We start from the raw sequence: 19,420 nt of genomic DNA, 5'->3' as shown, positions 1-19,420 counted from the left end.
GAGATGACGATTTATCTTAACCTGTCATCCAAGTCCTTTGTTTTTTTTCTAAAACTGACCGCTCAGGGTGACAAAGTTTTATCCATAGCAACAATGTGCCCTGTGTTAAAACAAAAAAAAGGCTGCTTCAATAACCCTAAGCAGCCTTAACAGAAATATAACGATATGAATTGTGATTATTCTTCTAATTCCATCCCCCACCAAGGGCGTGATAAATATCGACTACAGCATTTAACTGCTGTTTTTTGGTTTCGATCAACTCTAACTTCGATTGCAAAGCATCGCGCTGGGTCATCAATACCTCAAAATAATCAGCCCTTGCCGATTTAAACAAATCGTTAGAAATATCGATCGACTGGGTTAGTGCAGTGACCTGTTTCGATTTTAGATCGTAGCTTTTTTGCAGGTTACTGATCTTCGACATCTGGTTGGCCACTTCTATATAACCGTTCAGAATCGTTTTTTCGTAATCGTAAACGGCCTGCAATTGTTTTGCATTTGCGGTTAAATACTCCGCTTTAATGGCGTTGCGGTTAATTAGCGGTCCAGCCAAATCTCCTGCTAATGAATAGATTAAAGATTCTGGCGTTCTTAATAAATACGATGGATTAAATGCCTGATAACCAATAGTTGCCGAAATACCCAAAGAAGGATAAAACTGAGCTTTAGCCACTTTAACATCTAATTTAGCCGCAGCGAGTTCTAACTCCGCCTGTTTAATATCGGGTCGGTTGGCTAATAATTGTGAAGGTAAACCTGTTTGAACGGTTGGTGGTACCAGGTCAGTAAAACTCGATTTATCCCTTATAATGAGCTGAGGAAAACGGCCTAGCAGGAAATTAATTTTATTCTCCGTTTCGGTAATGTTCTGTTGAATATCGAATTCCAGGCTCTTAGAGCTTAACACTTCAGCCTCAAATTTACGCACGGCAAGTTCGTTAACCCTACTGGCCTCTTTCTGGATTTTCATCAGTTCTAAGGCGTTTTTCTGCAGCTCAATGTTCTTTTTCACCGTCTCTAACTGATTATCGGCAGCCAGCAGCTCGTAATATGAATTTGCAACCTCCGCAATTAAATTGGTTACTACGAAATTTTTACCTTCTACTGTCGCTAAATAATGACTTATAGCTCCTTTTTTCGCATTGCGTAATTTGTGCCAGATGTCGGCTTCCCAATTGGCTTGCAAACCAAAAGTATAATCCGGCAATATTTCAGGAACTTCTTTGCCCGGTGTAATTTCTGTTGAAGCATCGCCGGCACCCGAACTGGTGTAACGGCCAACTTTATCCAGACCAGCGCCAACACGGTAGTTTACACTTGGCAAGAGCTCTCCTTTTTTCGCTTTGATTTCGTTTTTCGCAATTTCGATATCCTGCAGCGTAATATTCAGCTCCTGGTTATTTTTCAATGCTGTATCGATCAGGTTGACCAGATTTGGATCGGTGAAAAACTTACGCCATTGTATACTGGCTGTACTTACAGTATCCTGCGCGCTACCAAAGGCCACAGGAACATTTTTATTTTCGGTGCGTTGGGCCACTTCTGGTAATCTACAGGCAGTATATGCGGCGCATATCAGCACTAAACCAAGGCCTTTATAAATATTATTCTTAAACATTATCTTCTACTTCTTCAGTTAATGGATGTTCTTCTTCAATTTTGATCAGCTTGTGCCTGGCTGCTATTGTTCCAAATACATAATACAATCCGGGAATAATCACCACGCCGAAAATGGTACCGAAAAGCATACCACCGGCAGCAGCCGAGCCAATCGTTCTGTTACCGATTTTCCCTGGTCCGGAAGCAATCATTAAAGGAATTAAACCTGCAATAAAGGCAAAAGAGGTCATTAAAATCGGGCGGAAACGTACACTTGCACCTTCCATTGCTGCTTTTAATACCGATGCACCCTGGGCATGCCGTTGTGCAGCAAACTCCACAATTAATACGGCGTTTTTGCCGAGTAAGCCAATCAACATCACCATCGCCACCTGCGCATAAATGTTGTTTTCCAATCCCAATAATTTCAGGAACAAGAAAGCGCCAAAAATACCGGCAGGTAAAGAAAGGATCACAGAAAGTGGCAGGATAAAACTTTCGTATTGGGCTGCGAGCACCAGGTAAACGAACCCTAAACAGATCAGGAAGATATAAATAGCTTCGTTGCCTCTTGATACTTCATCTTTTGAAATACCCGCCCAGTCGATACCGAATCCTCTTGGAAGTGACTTCTTGGCAACTTCAGTAATGGCTTTGATGGCTTCACCAGAACTGTAACCAGGAGCAGATTGTCCGCTGATTTCCGAGGCATTGTACATGTTGTGTCTCGTAATCTCAGATAAACCGTACACTTTCCGCATTTTGATAAAGGCCGAGAAAGGCACCATTTCATCGCGGTCGTTTTTAACCGAAAGTTTTAAAATATCTTCTGGTAAGGCCCTGTACTGAGGCAATGCCTGTACAATTACTTTATACTGGTGATCGTATTTAATAAAACTGGTTTCATAATTACTCCCTACAAAAGTTGATAGCGTATTCATGGCATTATCAATACTCACCCCTTTTTGTTGCGCAATATCGTTGTCGACATCTAACATGTACTGAGGGAAACTTGCACTGTAAAAAGTAAATACCGATGATAGTTCTTTACGTTTATTCAGCTCTTTTACAAAATCGTTGGCAACAGTTTCCATTTTTTTATAATCGCCGCTACCTGCCTTATCGAGTAAACGAAGCTCGAAACCGCCCGCAGCACCATACCCAGGAACAGCTGGTGGCTGGAAAAATTCGATGGTTGCACCTGGAATAGATTTGGATTTCTCTTCAAGCTCCTCAATAATCTCTACGGCCGAGTGTTTACGCTCGCTCCAATCTTTCAGGTTGATTAAACAGGTACCCGAATTCGATCCGGTACCTTCTGTTAGAATTTCGTATCCGGCCAGAGATGAAACGGATTTTACACCATCAATATCTTCGCACATTTTCTGCAGTTTCTCTGAAATCTGATCAGTACGTTCTAAAGTAGATCCCGGAGGGGTTTGGATAATGGCGTACACCATCCCCTGATCTTCATTCGGAATAAAACCTGATGGCACACTTCCACTTAATCCCCAAACACCTAAACAAAAGGCGATCAGGATTCCAAAAGTTAAGATCCTGCGACTTACTACCTTGGTTAATACCAGTTCATATTTACCCGAAAGTTTAGCAAAACCATTGTTGAAACCGTCTAAAAAGCGATCGATAATCGTTTTCTTTTTCTTCGATCCATGATTATTCTTCAACATGATGGCACATAATGCCGGGGTTAGTGTTAATGCCACAATACCCGAAAGGATAATTGCCGTTGCCATGGTGATCGAGAACTGACGGTAGAAAATACCCACCGGCCCCGACATAAAAGCAACCGGGATAAATACCGATGCCATTAAAAAGGTAATGGCGATAATTGCCCCACCAATTTCTTTCATAGCCTGTTGCGTAGCTTTCAGCACGGAGAGCTTCCTGTTGTGCTCCATCTTGGCATGCACCGCTTCAATTACCACAATCGCATCATCTACCACTACCCCAATGGCCAATACTAAGGCGAACAAGGTAATCAGGTTGAGCGTAATACCGAAGAACTGCATAAACACAAAGGTTCCGATTAAGGATACCGGAACAGCGATAGCCGGAATGAGCGTTGACCGCCAGTCGCCAAGGAACAGGAACACCACCAAACCCACCAAAATAAAGGCTTCAACCAGGGTGTGAATCACTTTTTCAATGGAGGCATCCAGGAATTTGGAAACGTCGTAACTTACTTCATAATCCAACCCTTTAGGAAAAGAGCTCGATTTGATCTCGGCCATTTTCGCTTTCACATCTTTAATTACCTGACTGGCGTTACTACCATAAGATTGTTTCAATACAATAGCTGCTGAAGCCTTTCCGTTTAAGGTAGAATATAAATTGTAAGCAGAAGCACTAAAATCTACATCTGCCACATCTTTTAAACGCAGTAATTCGCCATTTGCACTGGCCCTTAGCACCACATTTTCATACCCTTCTTTGGTACTAAAACGTCCGGAATATTTTAACACATATTCGAAAGCCTGAGAGCGTTTACCAGAACTCTCGCCGGTTTTACCCGGAGAAGCTTCTAAACTTTGCTCATCCAGTGCTTTCATCACTTCATCCACAGAGATTTTATAGGCCTGCATACGATCTGGTTTAAGCCAGATCCGCATGGCGTAATCCCTATCACCCAAAATATCGGCAAAACCTACACCATCAACCCTTTTCAACTCAGAAAGCAAGTTGATATCGGCATAATTATACAGGAAATTCTGGTTCATTTTAGGGTCTTTACTGTACAAATTGATGTACATTAACATGTTAGACTCCTCGCGGGTGATTTTTACCCCCTCACGAACCACTAAAGGAGGAAGTTTGTTGGTAACAGCCGCTACACGGTTCTGCACATTGAGCGAGGCCTGATTCGGATCAGTACCTAAGTTAAATACCACCTGAATAGAGGCTTCACCGTCGTTACCGGCATCAGAAGCGATATATTTCATGCCCGGTACACCGTTGAGTGCACGTTCGAGTGGAATAACCACCGATTTGATCAACAATTCGTTATTTGCCCCTGGGTACTCTGCCGTAATATTAACTTTAGGCGGCGAAATAGAAGGGAATTGTGTAACAGGCAGGTAGCTGATGGCCAACACCCCAAGAAACACAATGATAAGCGATATGACAATAGAAAGGACGGGCCTTTGTATGAATTTACTAAACATAAAATAAGTATGGAGGGTGCTGGATTATTCTGTTTTCAATCTTAATTGTTTCATCACTTCCTGAGGCTGCTGAAATTTGAAAGCGATTTTATCATCATCTTTAACTTTCTGCACACCTTCAAGCAATATTTTGTCGCCGGTTGTGATGCCATCACCTACAATGTATAAATCAGGAAGATCGCCTGCGATGGTGATTGCTCTGGAATGTACTTTATTGTTTTTATCAATCACAAAAACATAAGTTTTATCCTGAATATCATAAGTAGCCTTTTGCGGAATTACCAAGGCATTTTTTAAAGGCACTACCATTTGGATCTTGCCCGTTTCACCGTTTCTCAATAGGTTATCAGAATTGTTAAACCTGGCCCTGAAAGCGATGTTTCCTGTTTCGTTATCAAATTCGCTTTCAATTACTTCAACTTTTCCTTTCGATTTCAACAACTCATTATTCGCCAATAACAGGCTAACTTCCTGCTGCCCCTTTGCTTTTGCTGTACTTTGGTAGTTCAGGTATTCTGGCTCTGAAACATTAAAATAGGCAAAAACCTGACTGTTATCTGAGAGGCTGGTCAATAATGCACCTTCATCAACCAAACTACCCAGTTTTAAAGGAATACGATCGATGGTACCCTCAAAAGGCGCCCTGATTTCGGTATTGGATAAATGAAATTTGGCCAATGAAGTTTCGGCATTTGCCGATTGCAGCTTGGCTTTAGCCATAGCCAGTTCATTTTTAGAAACGATGTTTTTATCAGACAATAGTTTCGTGTTTTCTAATTCAATTTCTGCCGATTTTGTTTCTGCCTGTGCTTTTAACAGCTCAGATTGTGCTGCTTTAGGCATAATCTTAAACAACAGCTGGCCTGCTTTTACATGCTGACCTTCATCTACATAAATATTTTGGAGATAACCCTTTTCCTGGGCCCTAACTTCGATATTCCGAACAGATTTAATCTGCGAAACATATTCTTTGGTAAACGAAGTATCCATTTTTAACGGCGTGGTTACCGCATAAGTAGCTACTTCTTCTTTTTCTTCTTTCTTCGAAGTACAACCCGTTACGTAAAGCAAAGTACATAAGCCTAAGCACATGACAACTCTTTTCATCTTTTTTTGTTGAATGGTTTTAATCTGATTTATTTTTTTTCTAATTAGTTTCCCTTGGCAACCAATTTATGATGAAAAGTAGCCTACAACCGATGTGCAGATACCCAATTGACTTCAATAAATTATGGTTACGCAATGATTTAATTCGAAAGCGAAATAAATACAGATTTATGAAGTTATAATGAAGTTGAACTTCAGGTTTGGATGAGCGAAATTGTGTTTAAATCAAGCAAAAGATGATTTATTGATACAACCAGCACATTAAACCTACTTTTTTGAACGGATTGTTAATTAACAGAAAGATTTAGATAGAGAAATTACGATTTTTAATACAATGGCTCCGTCCCAAACCATTTTTGAGTAATTTTCAGAATGAAGAATAAATTGGATTTATTGACGATAAGCTTACATAAGTTAACCTACAAACATCATCTTTATATAAAAATGAATACGAATGACAGTGAATTTTAATGAATTGAATTAATACATTTTTAAGGAATCGTAATCTAATAAACTATAAGATTCCCGCCTGCGCGGGAATGACGATCATTCTATTAGGGTCTGTCAATGATAGCGGACCCGATGGATTACTGGAGCACAGGGCTGCTAAGCGATCAGGGCTATTTAACATTAGACCAGAATTACATCAATAATCTTAATTTCTTAATGATCCACAACAACCAAAATCACTTACGCCAGTAGCCCTTAATTACGGAGAAAAGATAGACCAGAATTACCCAGCCAGCCATCACAAATTTAGGCCATGCGATAAAATCTGTTCGCCAAAATTCATCCAGATTTCCCGGGTGATGAAAACTGTGGAGTAACCTGATGTTCTCAATAACATCAAGTGCGCCAATCAAAAATGCCAGGAATAAATTAAGCCGCAGCAATTCATTTAGCCAGCTTGTTTTTTCTCTTTGCATCTGCGCATTGGATAAAGTCATGATCAGCAGCACATATACCAAAATAAACAGAAAATCTAGGTGTGTATTCTTTTGAGCCAGGTTTAAAAGTGTCTGGTCGCCATAAAGCGTATCGCTCCAAAGCCCAATAATTTCTACTCCTGTACCTTTATTGGCAAGCTCTAAGCTGACAATTCCTTTCCCACTAAAGCGCTGAAGGATGTTTCCCTGAAAGGACATCACAGCACAAACGATGATCAATCCTAAAATCAATATCTTTTTCATCGCTGGCCTCCTTCCTGTTTTACCACTTCGATAACTGCACTTCCGCTTTTATTCGGATAATTTATACAATGGATAAAGGCTGCTGCTGTTTTTTTAAAGTGAGCAGGTAATGGATGCAATTCATCTGTCCAACCGTTTTGACCAACTGACCCTCTTGAATCGATATGGAATACCCGATTCTCCCCTAACATTTCGCTAAAAACGCGACCGATATCGATCATCATTTCGTTAAAGAGATAAATCATAGCATAAACAATCTTTCGCTGATCTTCCGGATTGTAAATTCCCCTGAGTTGTAAGGGTGTTTTTAGCCATCCGCCATGGCCGAGAAAAGTTCGTGCAAACAACCGGTACCATTTGAGTGGATTATATCCGGCTATCTTTTTATCACTGGGAATGGCGTAATCGTAACCTTGTGTAATAATCTGTATGCCCGGGAATTTCCCGTTTTCACCTTTTCCTTTACCTCCGGTGAGAATTCCATTTATAATAAAGTAATACTGAAGCTGAAAAAAAGCCAGCAAAGCATAAAAATCTTTAGATATGAACTGGGTGCCCCGCTTAAAATCTGCTGGATTATCGGGCGCCTTAGCCGCGTTCTGATACAGATATTTAGCGAATTCACTATTTTCAAATTCATTAGAGTCTCCTTTATGGGTAACCATGGCTGCTATCCTTCGGTTTCCAACCAGGTCGTTTCCTCCCCCACTAATGATAAATACATCCGGTTGCAGCGTAGAAAGCTGTTCGACATATTTTTTGGCACTTACCATATTCATCAGCCAGTCGCCTCCTGAGGCCAGGCTATAAACCGCCATATTCTCTTCCATAGAAACCCAGTCGATCACATCGCTCAAAAGAATGGGGTAATTAAACCAAGAATCGCCCTCTACTACCACCACCCTGTTTTTAAGTCCATTATGTTTGGCCGTATGTTTACGAAAGTTATTTTTTACCTTTTTGATAAAACGGGTATTACGCTGACTGTTTTTCAATGCATCTACTTTAGCCATAACGGGTTCCAGTGCCGCTATTTTCCGTACCTGCTCCAGATTAAGGTCGTAGATGTGTTGAATAATTTCAGAGAGATCAAACTCATTAATTTCAGGCCGCAGTTTAATGAGTTCGCTAACCGAAATTTTGTTATTGAGCAGTTTACCGATAAGCTCTTTTTTTATCTTAGGGTCCATGGTTTCAAGATCGTTGTTCATATCATTTTCTTTAGGTTAATGTGTGATTACCTGAAATTTTTCTCCATAAAGCTGAGCATATTCCTGCTCATAAACTTCTCTACAATTTCCGCTCCTGATATGAGGTTGCCTGGCATCGACATGCTGTAATCTGGATTTTCAACAAAGGCATTTGCATGAACAAGAAGTCTGTCTTTGAGCAATCCAAAGTCAGCAGAAGTCCATATCCCATCAATAGGATTAACAATACCATCATTATCGCTCCCCAAACATTGGATATCCCAGGCCGGAAGTCTATTGATATCAAGCAGCACCGCCATATAACGGATCTGCCGCCACACAAATAGTGCCGCATGGAGCAAGATGGCCTCTGTCCCAAGGTGCTTTCTAAAGAGAGCAATTTCATGACTACTGGCAATACGCCGTTCATCTAACTGTATCCCGAACAGCCCTTCACTTTGCCCGATACGTACAATTTCGCGATCAGAAAAGTTGATATCTGCACTTAAAAACCAATTGTAAGCATATTCGTCGCCACATATTGCACCATGGCTAACGATTATGGGGATGTGCTCATTTTTATATTCCTCGTCTAAAAGTTCGAAATATTCTTTTCTGGCCGCAACGCTCATATGTTTAATGTCGATCAGGATTCGCTTACCGTTTGTTTTAGCCAACAAAGCCCTGATCATATCCTTGCCCAATGCATTGAGACCTGTTCCAAGCATCACACTTTGATTGGTGATCAGTTTCACAGAAAAATCGGTTAAACTAGCTGCATGCCCGCATAAACCATTATAAAAATGATGGGCAAAAGTAACAAACAAAGGGCAGTGTGGCCATGCTTTTACCTTAGCCAGGTTATCCATTAAACTTTGTTTTACCAAAGGATCATCGCTTCCCACATCCTCAAATCGATTGTAAAGCGCATGCATCCCTTCAAAAGATAATCCAATGTACACGGTATACACCTCATCATCGGTGCTCTGGGCGATATGCTGGAAATCAATTAATAATACATACCTAAGTTTCTTCGATCCAAAGGTGAATACCCTTCCATCTAAAGCCTTTAAAAAAGCATATTCATTTTCGAGGTCGGTAAAATACCCATTGTTTTGATCCTGGATATAATGTATGCGTTCTTTTCCAATGCCAGTAACCAGATTTACACTATCTGTAACCAAATCACCAGGTAAGGCATTTTTCCGCACAAATCCTTTTTCGAAAGGATAAAGTGAACAGAAAACAAGTCCGACGCCTCCTTGTTCAAGTGCCTGAATACCTGCCTGGGGAAAGCTGGTGATACCTAAAATTTTATTGAGAATCTTTTTAACAAAGGGCGGATTACCATAGTAATATATGCAGTCTTTTACCAAAGGGTCTGCACCAGGTATCCTATCGGGAAAGCTACGTCCGTAAGGTTTCATCGAAGGATGGCAATGTAAATCTGCAATGGAGATATTCATGAGCTGAAAGGTTTTAGATGAAATACGCCCTAAGGCACTGCACAAAATCCGCTTGGGGATATACTGGTAACATTAATTCAAAAGAAAACAGCACTTAAACGGCAGATAACGTGACGCTTCTACATTAAAAGTGAACAGTTATCGAATACGTAAATATAACGGAACAGCTGATAGATTCCAATACCCGCTACTGGGTATAAATCCATTTGTACCGTATCGAAAAAATACCGTAAATACCGGCTATTGGGTATTTGCATTCTGCACCACATTGGTTAAATTGGCCTAACCAATACATACTACTGTTATGCCTGACGATAACTTAGAATAATGCAGGAGACAAACCGGAACAGACCGTTGTTATTCGTTATCATGCTGATCAACTTTCAGTCACAGGCATCATTAAAATTTAAACTCTAACGCGCTTAAACCAACAACTAAATGAAACGCAGAAAATTTATTCAGGACTTAGGAATTGGCTTGACGCTCGCTGGCGCAGTTCCTTCAGCAGTTTTGGCAACCAGCTCTCAGGCGAAGAAGGAGGATGATATTTTTGAATTTTTAACATCCTCTACCTCTCCTGCAGTGGTGCATGCAAATTTTATCTCACTATTAGCATGGTTGAAAAACAATCAATGGATTGCCTATCTTAAAAATATCACAGGCATTGAACTCGATGAATTGGATACTGAACTTGCCCATAAATTGACACAGCCCTTCCAGCCCATCGGTACTCCAACAGGATTTGAAGATTTTGCAGGGATGTGTTTGATTGAAGCTGGCCGCCCTTCGATGAGTTTGTTATACCATGCACTGGCCAGTCCACGGGTACGTCCAACTTTGGATGGTGTCCCATTTACTCCTGCACAATATCCCTCACTCCAGCAAATTGATCAGCTGGAAGATTATATTTATTCGTTACAGACCTTTAAATACCCGTTAAACCAATTACCGACAGGTTATGTGCTGGCCATGTTTGCCTACGAATACCGTCCGGCGTATAAAACACCCGATAAAGCACCCTATGCCGATTTGGTTTTTTCGAGAACGGGTATTTCGAGAATCGGCGAATATGGCAAAAACTATGATGCCGAAAAACGTTGTTTTATTAATGCCCCATCTGACGGCATCGATCAGAAAGCAATAGCAGTAACACCATCAAGATTTGGGCTTTTCATTGCAAAGGTTGTTCCTTGCAGGGCAGTCAAACTTTACAGCGAAGAATCTGATGATTATAAATTATTCCGGCAACGCAGCTTCTTACAGCCCATTCGTAAGGTATTTAACTCAGACCTATTAATTAACGGCGGGGAACTTGTTTTTTACGAGACACACCTGAACGAAAAACTACGAAAACTGGCTGTTAGCAAACAGGTAGACATGTCTGCTGCTTACCGAACCAATGAAGCCCCATTTGTTCGCAAAAGCAGATCGAGCAGTGATGGAACTTTACAACCTGCAAGCAACAACCAGTTGGTTGATCTTGAAAAGCAGGGTTCTTCTTTGCTGGTAAGTTCTTTTCCTTCCAAATTATTATCAGTTGCCAAACAAGATGGATTAATTGTAAGCATTAATGTAAAACCGAAGCAAGGTACAGGATTAAGGTCTGACAGAAGATATACATCGCTTAAACTTTTGGAAAATAAAAATTTAAACATCCTTGACTACATCCTCACGGAGGGAATTTATCCGAGTTTAAAAGCCACCCGGTTTAATGCGCCCAGAAATGTTCCCATGTTTTTAAACATCAGGAATAAAGTCTCGGCAGATTCCCGGCAATATAAAAATATGGGCGCAGGTACCAGTAATTTTGAATCTGAAATTAAAAATGGCAATTATAAAACCGCCTTATTTGAAGACAATATTTGTGAAGGCAGTATTTCCTGTAAGATAAAGGGAAGCCCGGCGGTAAACCTCGACGATAAAATCCTGCCGGCATATTCGCTTGTTGCTGCACCAGATTTCTTCCCTTTTGCCGATAGTTACGACCTGACTAAATATGATCAAACTGACACCAGCTTTTTAGAAGGTGGAATTGAAAATTTGAGTTATTGCCGTCTTCAGCCAAACCCATCCATTGTAGATCCTGTTAACCAAAGCAAGCCTGCATTTTCGGCTCAGGAAAACCTTAATGCCTATCAGCTTCAACATACCATGCTGGCCATCGTATCTAGTGCGGGAAAAACCTGTAATGCCAACTATGAGGGTGATGCGAAATATCAATCACCTGAGTTACGTGATTATATGGCCACCAGTTTTCTGCCCGATACCGCAGCTTTTGTATTTGCCCCAGGCTGGGAAGCGTCCTATTCTTCTCCGGATAATGACAAAAATCATCCCTTTCTCGCCACATTTGGATTGGGTTCGCCCTTTCCAGAGGATATGAAACTTTGTGCGGCAGCCAATGGCATGTGGCCTGTGGCTTCGCCCGATGCGGCGAGAACATTTCAAGGTTCCTTATCGGCATTGCCTACCCCACAAAAAAAAGGACTTCATTTAACCGATACAACCGTTCCGCCTACAGCTATTCCGTTACTTGATGAGGAAATCGGCATCCATCAAGGGCATCCCGGGCTTTTTGACCCCAGAACGAAGCTTAAGGAATGTTATGGCTGGGATGGAGAACAAGGTCCTTTTTTAGAATATACTAAGGGTAGTTTCCAGATCAATTTTACCGATATCGGGCGAGCTGACTATGTAGAAAACCTGCTAAATCCTGCCGTTGGATTCAACATGTCCTTAATCAGAAATATGGATTGCCAGGAATTGATGGCCCGTATAGAATGCCTTAGAAAATGTAAAACCGCTGTGGAGGGCAATACCTTTCGATTTTCAAAACACTGGCTAATTAGTGCTGAAAAAGTATCCGATTGGGGCACGGGCGCGCTTGGAATTGGCATACCTGACAATCTGATTGGCCTGTCGAAACAATGGTCAACACAGGCAAAAGACGGCATTCAAGGCAGCGGGTATCTTTATTTGTTCGCTCAACCGCAATATGATAAACAGGATGATCCGCAAACTTACCATTGGGTAGCACCTGATAGCAAACGCAGAAGAATGGGTTTTGACTACCTGGTTATTTGTCAGGTTACCCAAAATCGCTTAGCCTGGTGTAAACTCCTCCCTAAAGATCTTGGTGGCCAGCCTCAACTCAATTGGAAGTATGCCTGAAAAATGTTACGATGTTATTATTATTGGTGGAGGCACCGCAGGTATTTCTGCGGCCATACGCTGTTTGCAACAGGACTTGACCTGTGTGATGATAACCAAAGATATCACCAGGCTGGATTATCCTTTTCAGTCTACACCTGCTGAGAGTGTTCATCCTGGCCTGGACACGATTATGAACATGCTTTCTGCCCATGAAGCAATTACTTTAAATGCCAGAGGTAGTTATACCCGGATTTATGACGGTGAATCTTTTCAGGAATTGGGGCGGGATGAAAATGGCGCCTGGACCGGAACTCATATCGATAAACCTGGATTTGTAAAAAGCCTTTTTGCGGTTGCGCTTTCTTATGGATTAGCTACCATAACTGATGAAAAGATCAGAACCATCAGAAGGGAAAAAGATTATATCGAGGTAAGCATGTCAAATGGAAGCCAGATCAGATCGAGATTTATGATCGATGGCAGCGGTAAAGAGCAGCTGGCAGGCAAGTTATTTAAAATCAGTAAAACCAACTTTTCCAATCCAATTATTTGCTGGAGCGGACTTAGCCGGATAAGCGATAGCAAGCTGATGGCCAGCTTAAAAACATCTTTCCAGAAAGATAGGCAGAACTGGCTATGGCTGGCACCAGAAATTAATCATTATTGCACCTGGACACAGGTATCATCTACTAAAAACAAAGTCTACGAGGTTCCGGCAGTTTTATCGAATGCCCTGCTGGTTTCTCCAATTCAAGTGCATAGCATGCGCTGGAGATTATACGATCAGGTTTATAGCAATCGCACTTTCTTATGTGGCGATGCAGCAGGACTATTAGATCCTTCATCTGGTCAGGGAATATTGATGTCTGCAATGTCGGGCATTTTTGCGGCCGATACGATTGCCGGCATTTTGAGCAAAGGACATTCAGAAAGCATTGCTAGTGCGCATTACCAGCAATGGTTCCGGCAGATTTTCCGGAATAAGGTCAGCCAGTTAAATCAATATTACACCGAAACGGTTAATGGTTAAAAACATGATCCTTAACATTTAGACAACAGTAAACTTACATTAAAGGATTACCTTCGTTAACACAAAACCAGCCTTTCTTTGTTTCGATAAAGATTAAAGCGGCACAACATGGAAAACGAAATACAATCTGACAGGGATATCCAATGTGAATTCCTAAATATTTTTAAATTTATCTGGGCAGCTTGCGGAATAGAAGCCTTAGATGAAACGCCCAATACGCCTGAGCCGGACAACACCAACTAAAATTAATCTTCAATTAAACTGGGGTGAATTATACCTTGTTACGTCAAGAAATTTCGGTTTGACTTTTTAGCGTGAACTAAACAAAACTGATCAACTACCAACGCAAGATCATTATAAACCTTTGGTTTATTCGAAATGAAAATTAACAATCTGGGCTCGAAAAATGAGCTCATATTTTCTTTTAATTTTCCAGTTTTTATAAAAAAAATCATTTTTTCTCATACAAACGCTTTCCGCTGTAGTTTTAGACTTGCTACAGCATCATAATTAATTGACTACAAATCAGTTACCCATCAATCAAATTCTAATAATCTAAAAGAAGATAATCGGTTTTTAATTAAAGGTGTATCAGTAGAAATACAGGTGCTAATTTTTATGCAAAAAATGCCTTTAAACAGCTTTAAAGTGCATTAAAAATTAATATTGAGGGTAATTTTTAGTGCATTTTTTTAATTACTTTCGACCAAAGAACCCAACAAACTGACACATTCGAACTACACGATAAATCAAACCTAACCTACATAGGCAAGTGATTTATTATGCTAAAATTTATTAAAACGCCATCAGCCTTTAATGAATGATTAGGTCCATGTTAAGCAACATATGGGTTTAACAACAGGTTATTTATGATTAAGGCTTTTCTGCTGTTTTTATTTAACGGGTTACTGGGATTAATATTGCTATGCTCAGCAAATATTGCATTTGCGCGCCATGAAATTAAAAGCGTAACCAACGCGGGCTTTAGCAATTTACCAATCCCTTCTCCTTCAAAAGCTAGTGCCAGAACCATAAAAAACTTACCTGCAATTAGTTACACTAAACATTATATTGCGCCTGCCCCCTGGCAATATTGGAGTAAGGCCAATGAAATTGTGATTACATCAGATATCGGAACCGTTACCGGAACAATATATAAAAGCGACGGTACTGTTGTTACCACTTTTACCTGTGTGCAGGGAACGCCTTTTGTTTATCGCTTTACCGGACTACCTAAAGATGTACCTGCGCATCAGCTAAACACTGTACTAACCGGAGCCGGATTAATAGTAGAAGCTACCGGATCTATTTCAGTGAATTTAAGAAATGTAGCATCAGATGATTTAGGAACTAATGGTACGGATACGGATATTAAGGGTAATGCCTCTCTTTTCAGCTTTGGTGATGCCGCAATCGGAACCTCTTTCCGCGTAGGTTACTATAGGAATGGTAATCTTGCCAGTACACATCCACCGATCTATAGCATTATGGCTACCGAAAATAACACGATTGTTAAAATAGCTGGTGTAGCAAAGGCAACATTAAATGCCGGACAGAGTTATTTATTTACTGCGCCTATGGGAACTTTGGTAGAATCTTCAGGGGCTGCTGTAATGAATACCGCTGCAGATCTGGATGCTCCCGGAGGCTGTGGAGATGGTGCATACAATCCAATTCCACCAATAGCATCACTAGGCCGGGAGTATGTAGTGGTTAGAGGCGAGGGTAATTCAACTGCCGAGCAAACAACAGTGATTGCAACAGAGGCTAACACCGTGGTTACGGTTACCAGTTTTGACCTTAACGGTACTCAGAAAACTACCACTAACTTTACACTGGCACAAGCTGGCGATTTTAAAACATTCGAGCATGGTTTTGTTTCCGGAACCTATAGCGCGGCAAATCCGCCGGGCATAAATACAGGGAGGTATTCATCTTCAAGAATTGAAGCCACTAAAAATGTGGGTGTATTTTCAGGTACAGCTGGTATTTCTGGCGGCGGTGGTTGCGAGGTAGATGTTGCTACTTTGGTACCAATATCCAGCTGTTCGGGATCTAAAAAAGTTGAAACCAATAAGTTTACCGATTATAACAATAGTGATTTATCTTATTTTGGTTACATCATTACAAAAAGCACGGCCAAAATCTACCTCACAACCCAGTTTGGTACAACCAATTATACCAATACTGATATTGAAAGTATAGCAGGTATAGGAAACCGTAAAACACTGGGAACTTCGGGCTTATATTTAATCAGTTTTACAAAAGCGGATATTGGCTCACCAAAGGCAATCACCATTACCAGTGCAGAGCGGCTCACGGTTTCGATGGTGCAACAAGGTGATGGATTCTCGATGTCGAACTTTATTTCCCGTTTCCCTGAAAAGGGCGATCAACCACTGGTATCTCAAACCAATTGCGCATCAGCAACTCTTATAGCAAATCCCAATGCTTCCAATTATCAGTGGTACCTTAACGAAAGCCCGATAAATGGAGCAAACTCCAATACTTATGTAGCTAGTGCTTCGGGTAATTATTCGGTTAGTTATAGTTTAGATTGCGGACTGAGTGCACCTTCTCTACCCTTAAAGGTTTCCCTTTGTAATATCGACCGCTCTATTACTAAAACGGTTGATGTAGCTTATCCGGAATTGAACAGCAATGTCGTATTTACGCTTAAGGCCGAAAATTTAGGTAATGGTAATGCGGTTGGAGTATCGGTTAACGACCTGCTTCCCAGTGGTTTCACTTATGTATCTAGCGTAGCGCCATCAGGCACGAGTTACGATCCTATTTCAGGTATATGGACCATTGGCGATTTGGCCAGTAATGCCAGTATTTCCTTAAGCATCACCGCAAAAGTTGTAACAACAGGAACTAATATTAATACAGCAACGATTACTGGCTCGCAACCCGATCAGGTAACCAATAACGATCAGAGCTCGGTGAGTACCATAACTGGTTCTAAAGATAGAGAAGTTTGTGTGGGTACAGCCATAGACGATATCATCATCAATATTCCATCAGGCTCAAACGGTATTCAAGTTACAGGTTTACCAACCGGAATAACGTCGAGCTATAATTCATCTACTAGAAAACTTACCATTTCAGGCACGCCAACTACAGCAGGTCCGGCAATGACTTATACGGTTTCCAACACTACAGGAACTCCATTCACTACAACGGGAAAGATAACCGTAAACGGAAATGTAAGCAGTCCGGTTTTTAATAATGGATTAACGGATAAACGTTGTACGGGTAGCGGAACTGATACTTATGTTGCAACGGCAACAAATGCCACAAGCATCGTTTATTCCATATTGCCTTTAGCGGCAGGTATTATAGATGCAAACAGTGGAAAAGTAACCTGGGATAATACATTTACAGGGACAGCCACCATAACGGCTACCGCAAAAGGCTGTGTGGAGAAAACAACCGATTTTATCGTCACCGTAAGTGCACTACCCAACTTAACCTTAGGCAATGATCCTGAAATATGCCAGGGTTTTACCACTTCATCGCTCAGTTACACCAATGCATTAAACAACCCCACAACCTATAACATTAGCTGGAATACGGCAGGTTTTGATCCGGTTAACAACCAGCCTTTGCCCGCAGGAAACATTCCGATTAGCATCCCTGCAAATGCAGCATTAGGGATTCATTCTGGCATATTGACCATTAAAAATCCGGCGGGTTGCAGTACGCAAATTAATTTTAACATTAAAATAAATCCAAAACCATCAGCACCACATGTATTGGTGCCCACTTCATCACAATATTAATTAAACAAACAAAAAAAATCGTCCCCATGAACAATTCAATTACAAAAACAATTTTAGCGATTACCTTTCTGTTAATCTGCACATTTTCAACAGTATCGGCCCAGGTATTACCCACCACAAGTGGCGTAAGTTTATTTTGCAAAGGGTCTGACCTTACTTTACCTGCTGCACCATCCGGAGAAAACTGGATTGTTAAATACAGCGCAACGCAAACCACCACACCCAGTACCGGTATTACTTTAGTTTCGGGAAATAAAATTGCGGCAGCCGATTTAAACACAGGTTATTATTATTTAAGTTCTAAATCAACCACACCAGGATCTTGCGAGTCAGAATTACAGGAAATTCCGGTGTATGTGCTTAAACCTTTAGTGGTTGATTTTACGCCAGCTAATTTCTGTCTTGAAAGTCCATTAGCCCAGGTTGGTGCAGTGACCAATCCTGAAGATCCAACGATTACCTCACTGGCCTATCAATGGTATACCGTAACCGGCGGGGTAGAAACGGCTATATCAGGTGCTACAACAAAAGATTATACACCATCGGCGCCGGCGACAGTTGGAACAAAAACGCATCGCTTAAAAGTAGGTTATGTAATCAATGGCAATAAATATTGTGCACAGATGGCCGATCATGATGTTACGGTAACGGCTAAACCTGTAAAACCAACCATTACGCCAGGAACCATCACCGGTACAGCAACAGCAGTTACTTTCTAGGCTAAAGTTTCGTTCGTTTTCTGAAGATTATTGTTTCAATGAAGCTAAGGATATCCTCCTTTCTGTCATTGGCTTTGATGTTGTTTTTTATTCAAACAGCGATAAGCCAGATTGCTCCCAAAGGGCGGCAAAGCATTACGATCAGGCAAGGGTCGTCAGTGGTTTTGCGCGCAAATTCGGTTGGGGCAGCTTCGTATATATGGTACAAGGATGATGTGTTAGTGAACGGCCAGAATAAAGCAACACTTATTACGGCAACCGCTGGTATTTATAAAGTTGCTACGGTAAATAAATTTGGTTGTACCTCCGATATCTCAGATGAAATAGAAGTGATGGTATTGCCACAGCTTATTGCAGATGTAGCCATAACAAAGCGATCAGAATCAAAGATTGTCGTGAGCGATCAGGTTTTTGAGTATTACCTGAATGTTAGAAATAATGGTACAGATGATGCCACCCAGCTGGTGATAAAAGATGCACTTCCGGATAACCTTTCTTTAGAAAACCTGGCCCAGCCCACAGATGGAGTAGCCACATACGATCAGCTAAACCGAACCATCAACTGGAACATTCCGTTACTCGCCAATGGTAAGTTTGCCGAACTGATCATCAGGGTAAAATCTAAACAATCAGGAATGGTGAGTAATACCGCCACTGTAACGGCAACAGAATTTGATCCTAATCTGGCTAACAATACATCAACCGATAATAAAGAGATTTCAGGCTTAAGAATACCAAATGTTTTCACGCCCAATGGGGACGGCAAGAACGACACTTTTTATATTGAACACCTGGAATCTTTTGAATCGAACGAAGTAACGATCATCAATCGCTGGGGAAGTACGGTTTATCAATCCAATCACTACCAGAACGACTGGACTGCTCCGGGGCTAACAGACGGAACCTACTTCTACGTGGTTAAGGTTAGAAATGGAACAGCCACCTGGCAAGATTACAAAGGTTATGTAACCGTAATCAGGTAAATAAAACGAAATACAG

The 19,420-nt window shown here is 41.1% G+C and carries 12 protein-coding genes; 6 read left to right on the top strand and 6 right to left on the bottom strand.

The features are described 5' to 3' along the window. Positions 1-184: 184 nt before the first annotated feature. From AC07YT_RS15050 to AC07YT_RS15025, 6 genes are all read right to left on the bottom strand, one after another. Positions 185-1,618, bottom strand: a complete 1,434-nt coding sequence (locus AC07YT_RS15050) for a TolC family protein (RefSeq protein WP_086545834.1) — start codon at positions 1,616-1,618, stop codon at positions 185-187. Further along, positions 1,611-4,781 carry an efflux RND transporter permease subunit gene (locus tag AC07YT_RS15045; RefSeq protein WP_086545833.1) on the bottom strand — a complete coding sequence of 1,057 codons (3,171 nt, stop codon included), beginning with the start codon at positions 4,779-4,781 and terminating at the stop codon, positions 1,611-1,613. Before AC07YT_RS15045 ends, AC07YT_RS15050 begins: the two co-directional genes overlap by 8 nt. A gap of 24 nt (positions 4,782-4,805) precedes the next feature. Beyond that, on the bottom strand, positions 4,806-5,888 hold the full coding sequence (locus AC07YT_RS15040; RefSeq protein WP_086545832.1) for an efflux RND transporter periplasmic adaptor subunit: 1,083 nt from the start codon (positions 5,886-5,888) through the stop codon (positions 4,806-4,808). 686 nt (positions 5,889-6,574) lie between these two features. Beyond that, positions 6,575-7,078, bottom strand: a complete 504-nt coding sequence (locus AC07YT_RS15035; RefSeq protein ID WP_145954221.1) for a hypothetical protein — start codon at positions 7,076-7,078, stop codon at positions 6,575-6,577. Further along, entirely contained in the window at positions 7,075-8,289 is a 1,215-nt protein-coding gene (locus AC07YT_RS15030) for a hypothetical protein (protein WP_086545830.1), read from the bottom strand. Before AC07YT_RS15030 ends, AC07YT_RS15035 begins: the two co-directional genes overlap by 4 nt. A 26-nt stretch (positions 8,290-8,315) precedes the next feature. Next, a complete protein-coding gene (locus AC07YT_RS15025; protein ID WP_145954220.1) occupies positions 8,316-9,734 on the bottom strand; it encodes an amidohydrolase family protein in 1,419 nt (472 codons plus the stop codon). Positions 9,735-10,172: 438 nt separating this feature from the next. On the opposite strand from AC07YT_RS15025, the gene AC07YT_RS15020 reads away from it, so the two are divergent. The 6 genes from AC07YT_RS15020 to AC07YT_RS14995 all read left to right on the top strand — a co-directional run bounded on the left by AC07YT_RS15020 (position 10,173) and on the right by AC07YT_RS14995 (position 19,404). After that, complete coding sequence (locus tag AC07YT_RS15020; protein ID WP_086545828.1) at positions 10,173-12,905, top strand: hypothetical protein; 2,733 nt, start codon at positions 10,173-10,175, stop codon at positions 12,903-12,905. Continuing rightward, positions 12,898-13,917, top strand: coding sequence for an NAD(P)/FAD-dependent oxidoreductase (locus AC07YT_RS15015; RefSeq protein WP_086545827.1), 1,020 nt, complete (start codon positions 12,898-12,900; stop codon positions 13,915-13,917). Before AC07YT_RS15020 ends, AC07YT_RS15015 begins: the two co-directional genes overlap by 8 nt. Before the next feature lie 108 nt (positions 13,918-14,025). After that, positions 14,026-14,160 (top strand): hypothetical protein, encoded by a 135-nt coding sequence (locus AC07YT_RS15010; RefSeq protein ID WP_494945388.1) that lies wholly within the window; start codon positions 14,026-14,028, stop codon positions 14,158-14,160. A gap of 626 nt (positions 14,161-14,786) precedes the next feature. Beyond that, the gene (locus AC07YT_RS15005) at positions 14,787-17,702 is read left to right on the top strand and encodes a DUF11 domain-containing protein (protein WP_086545826.1); all 2,916 of its coding nucleotides are present in this window, start codon (positions 14,787-14,789) and stop codon (positions 17,700-17,702) included. Positions 17,703-17,728: 26 nt separating this feature from the next. After that, positions 17,729-18,421 (top strand): hypothetical protein, encoded by a 693-nt coding sequence (locus AC07YT_RS15000; protein ID WP_086545825.1) that lies wholly within the window; start codon positions 17,729-17,731, stop codon positions 18,419-18,421. 38 nt (positions 18,422-18,459) lie between these two features. After that, positions 18,460-19,404, top strand: coding sequence for a T9SS type B sorting domain-containing protein (locus AC07YT_RS14995; RefSeq protein WP_086545824.1), 945 nt, complete (start codon positions 18,460-18,462; stop codon positions 19,402-19,404). The last annotated feature ends 16 nt before the right edge of the window (positions 19,405-19,420 follow it).

The organism is Pedobacter sp. GW460-11-11-14-TSB4, assembly GCF_059423705.1.
The sequence above is the reverse complement of the archived record's forward strand: the minus strand, read 5'-3'. Positions and strand labels throughout refer to the sequence as shown.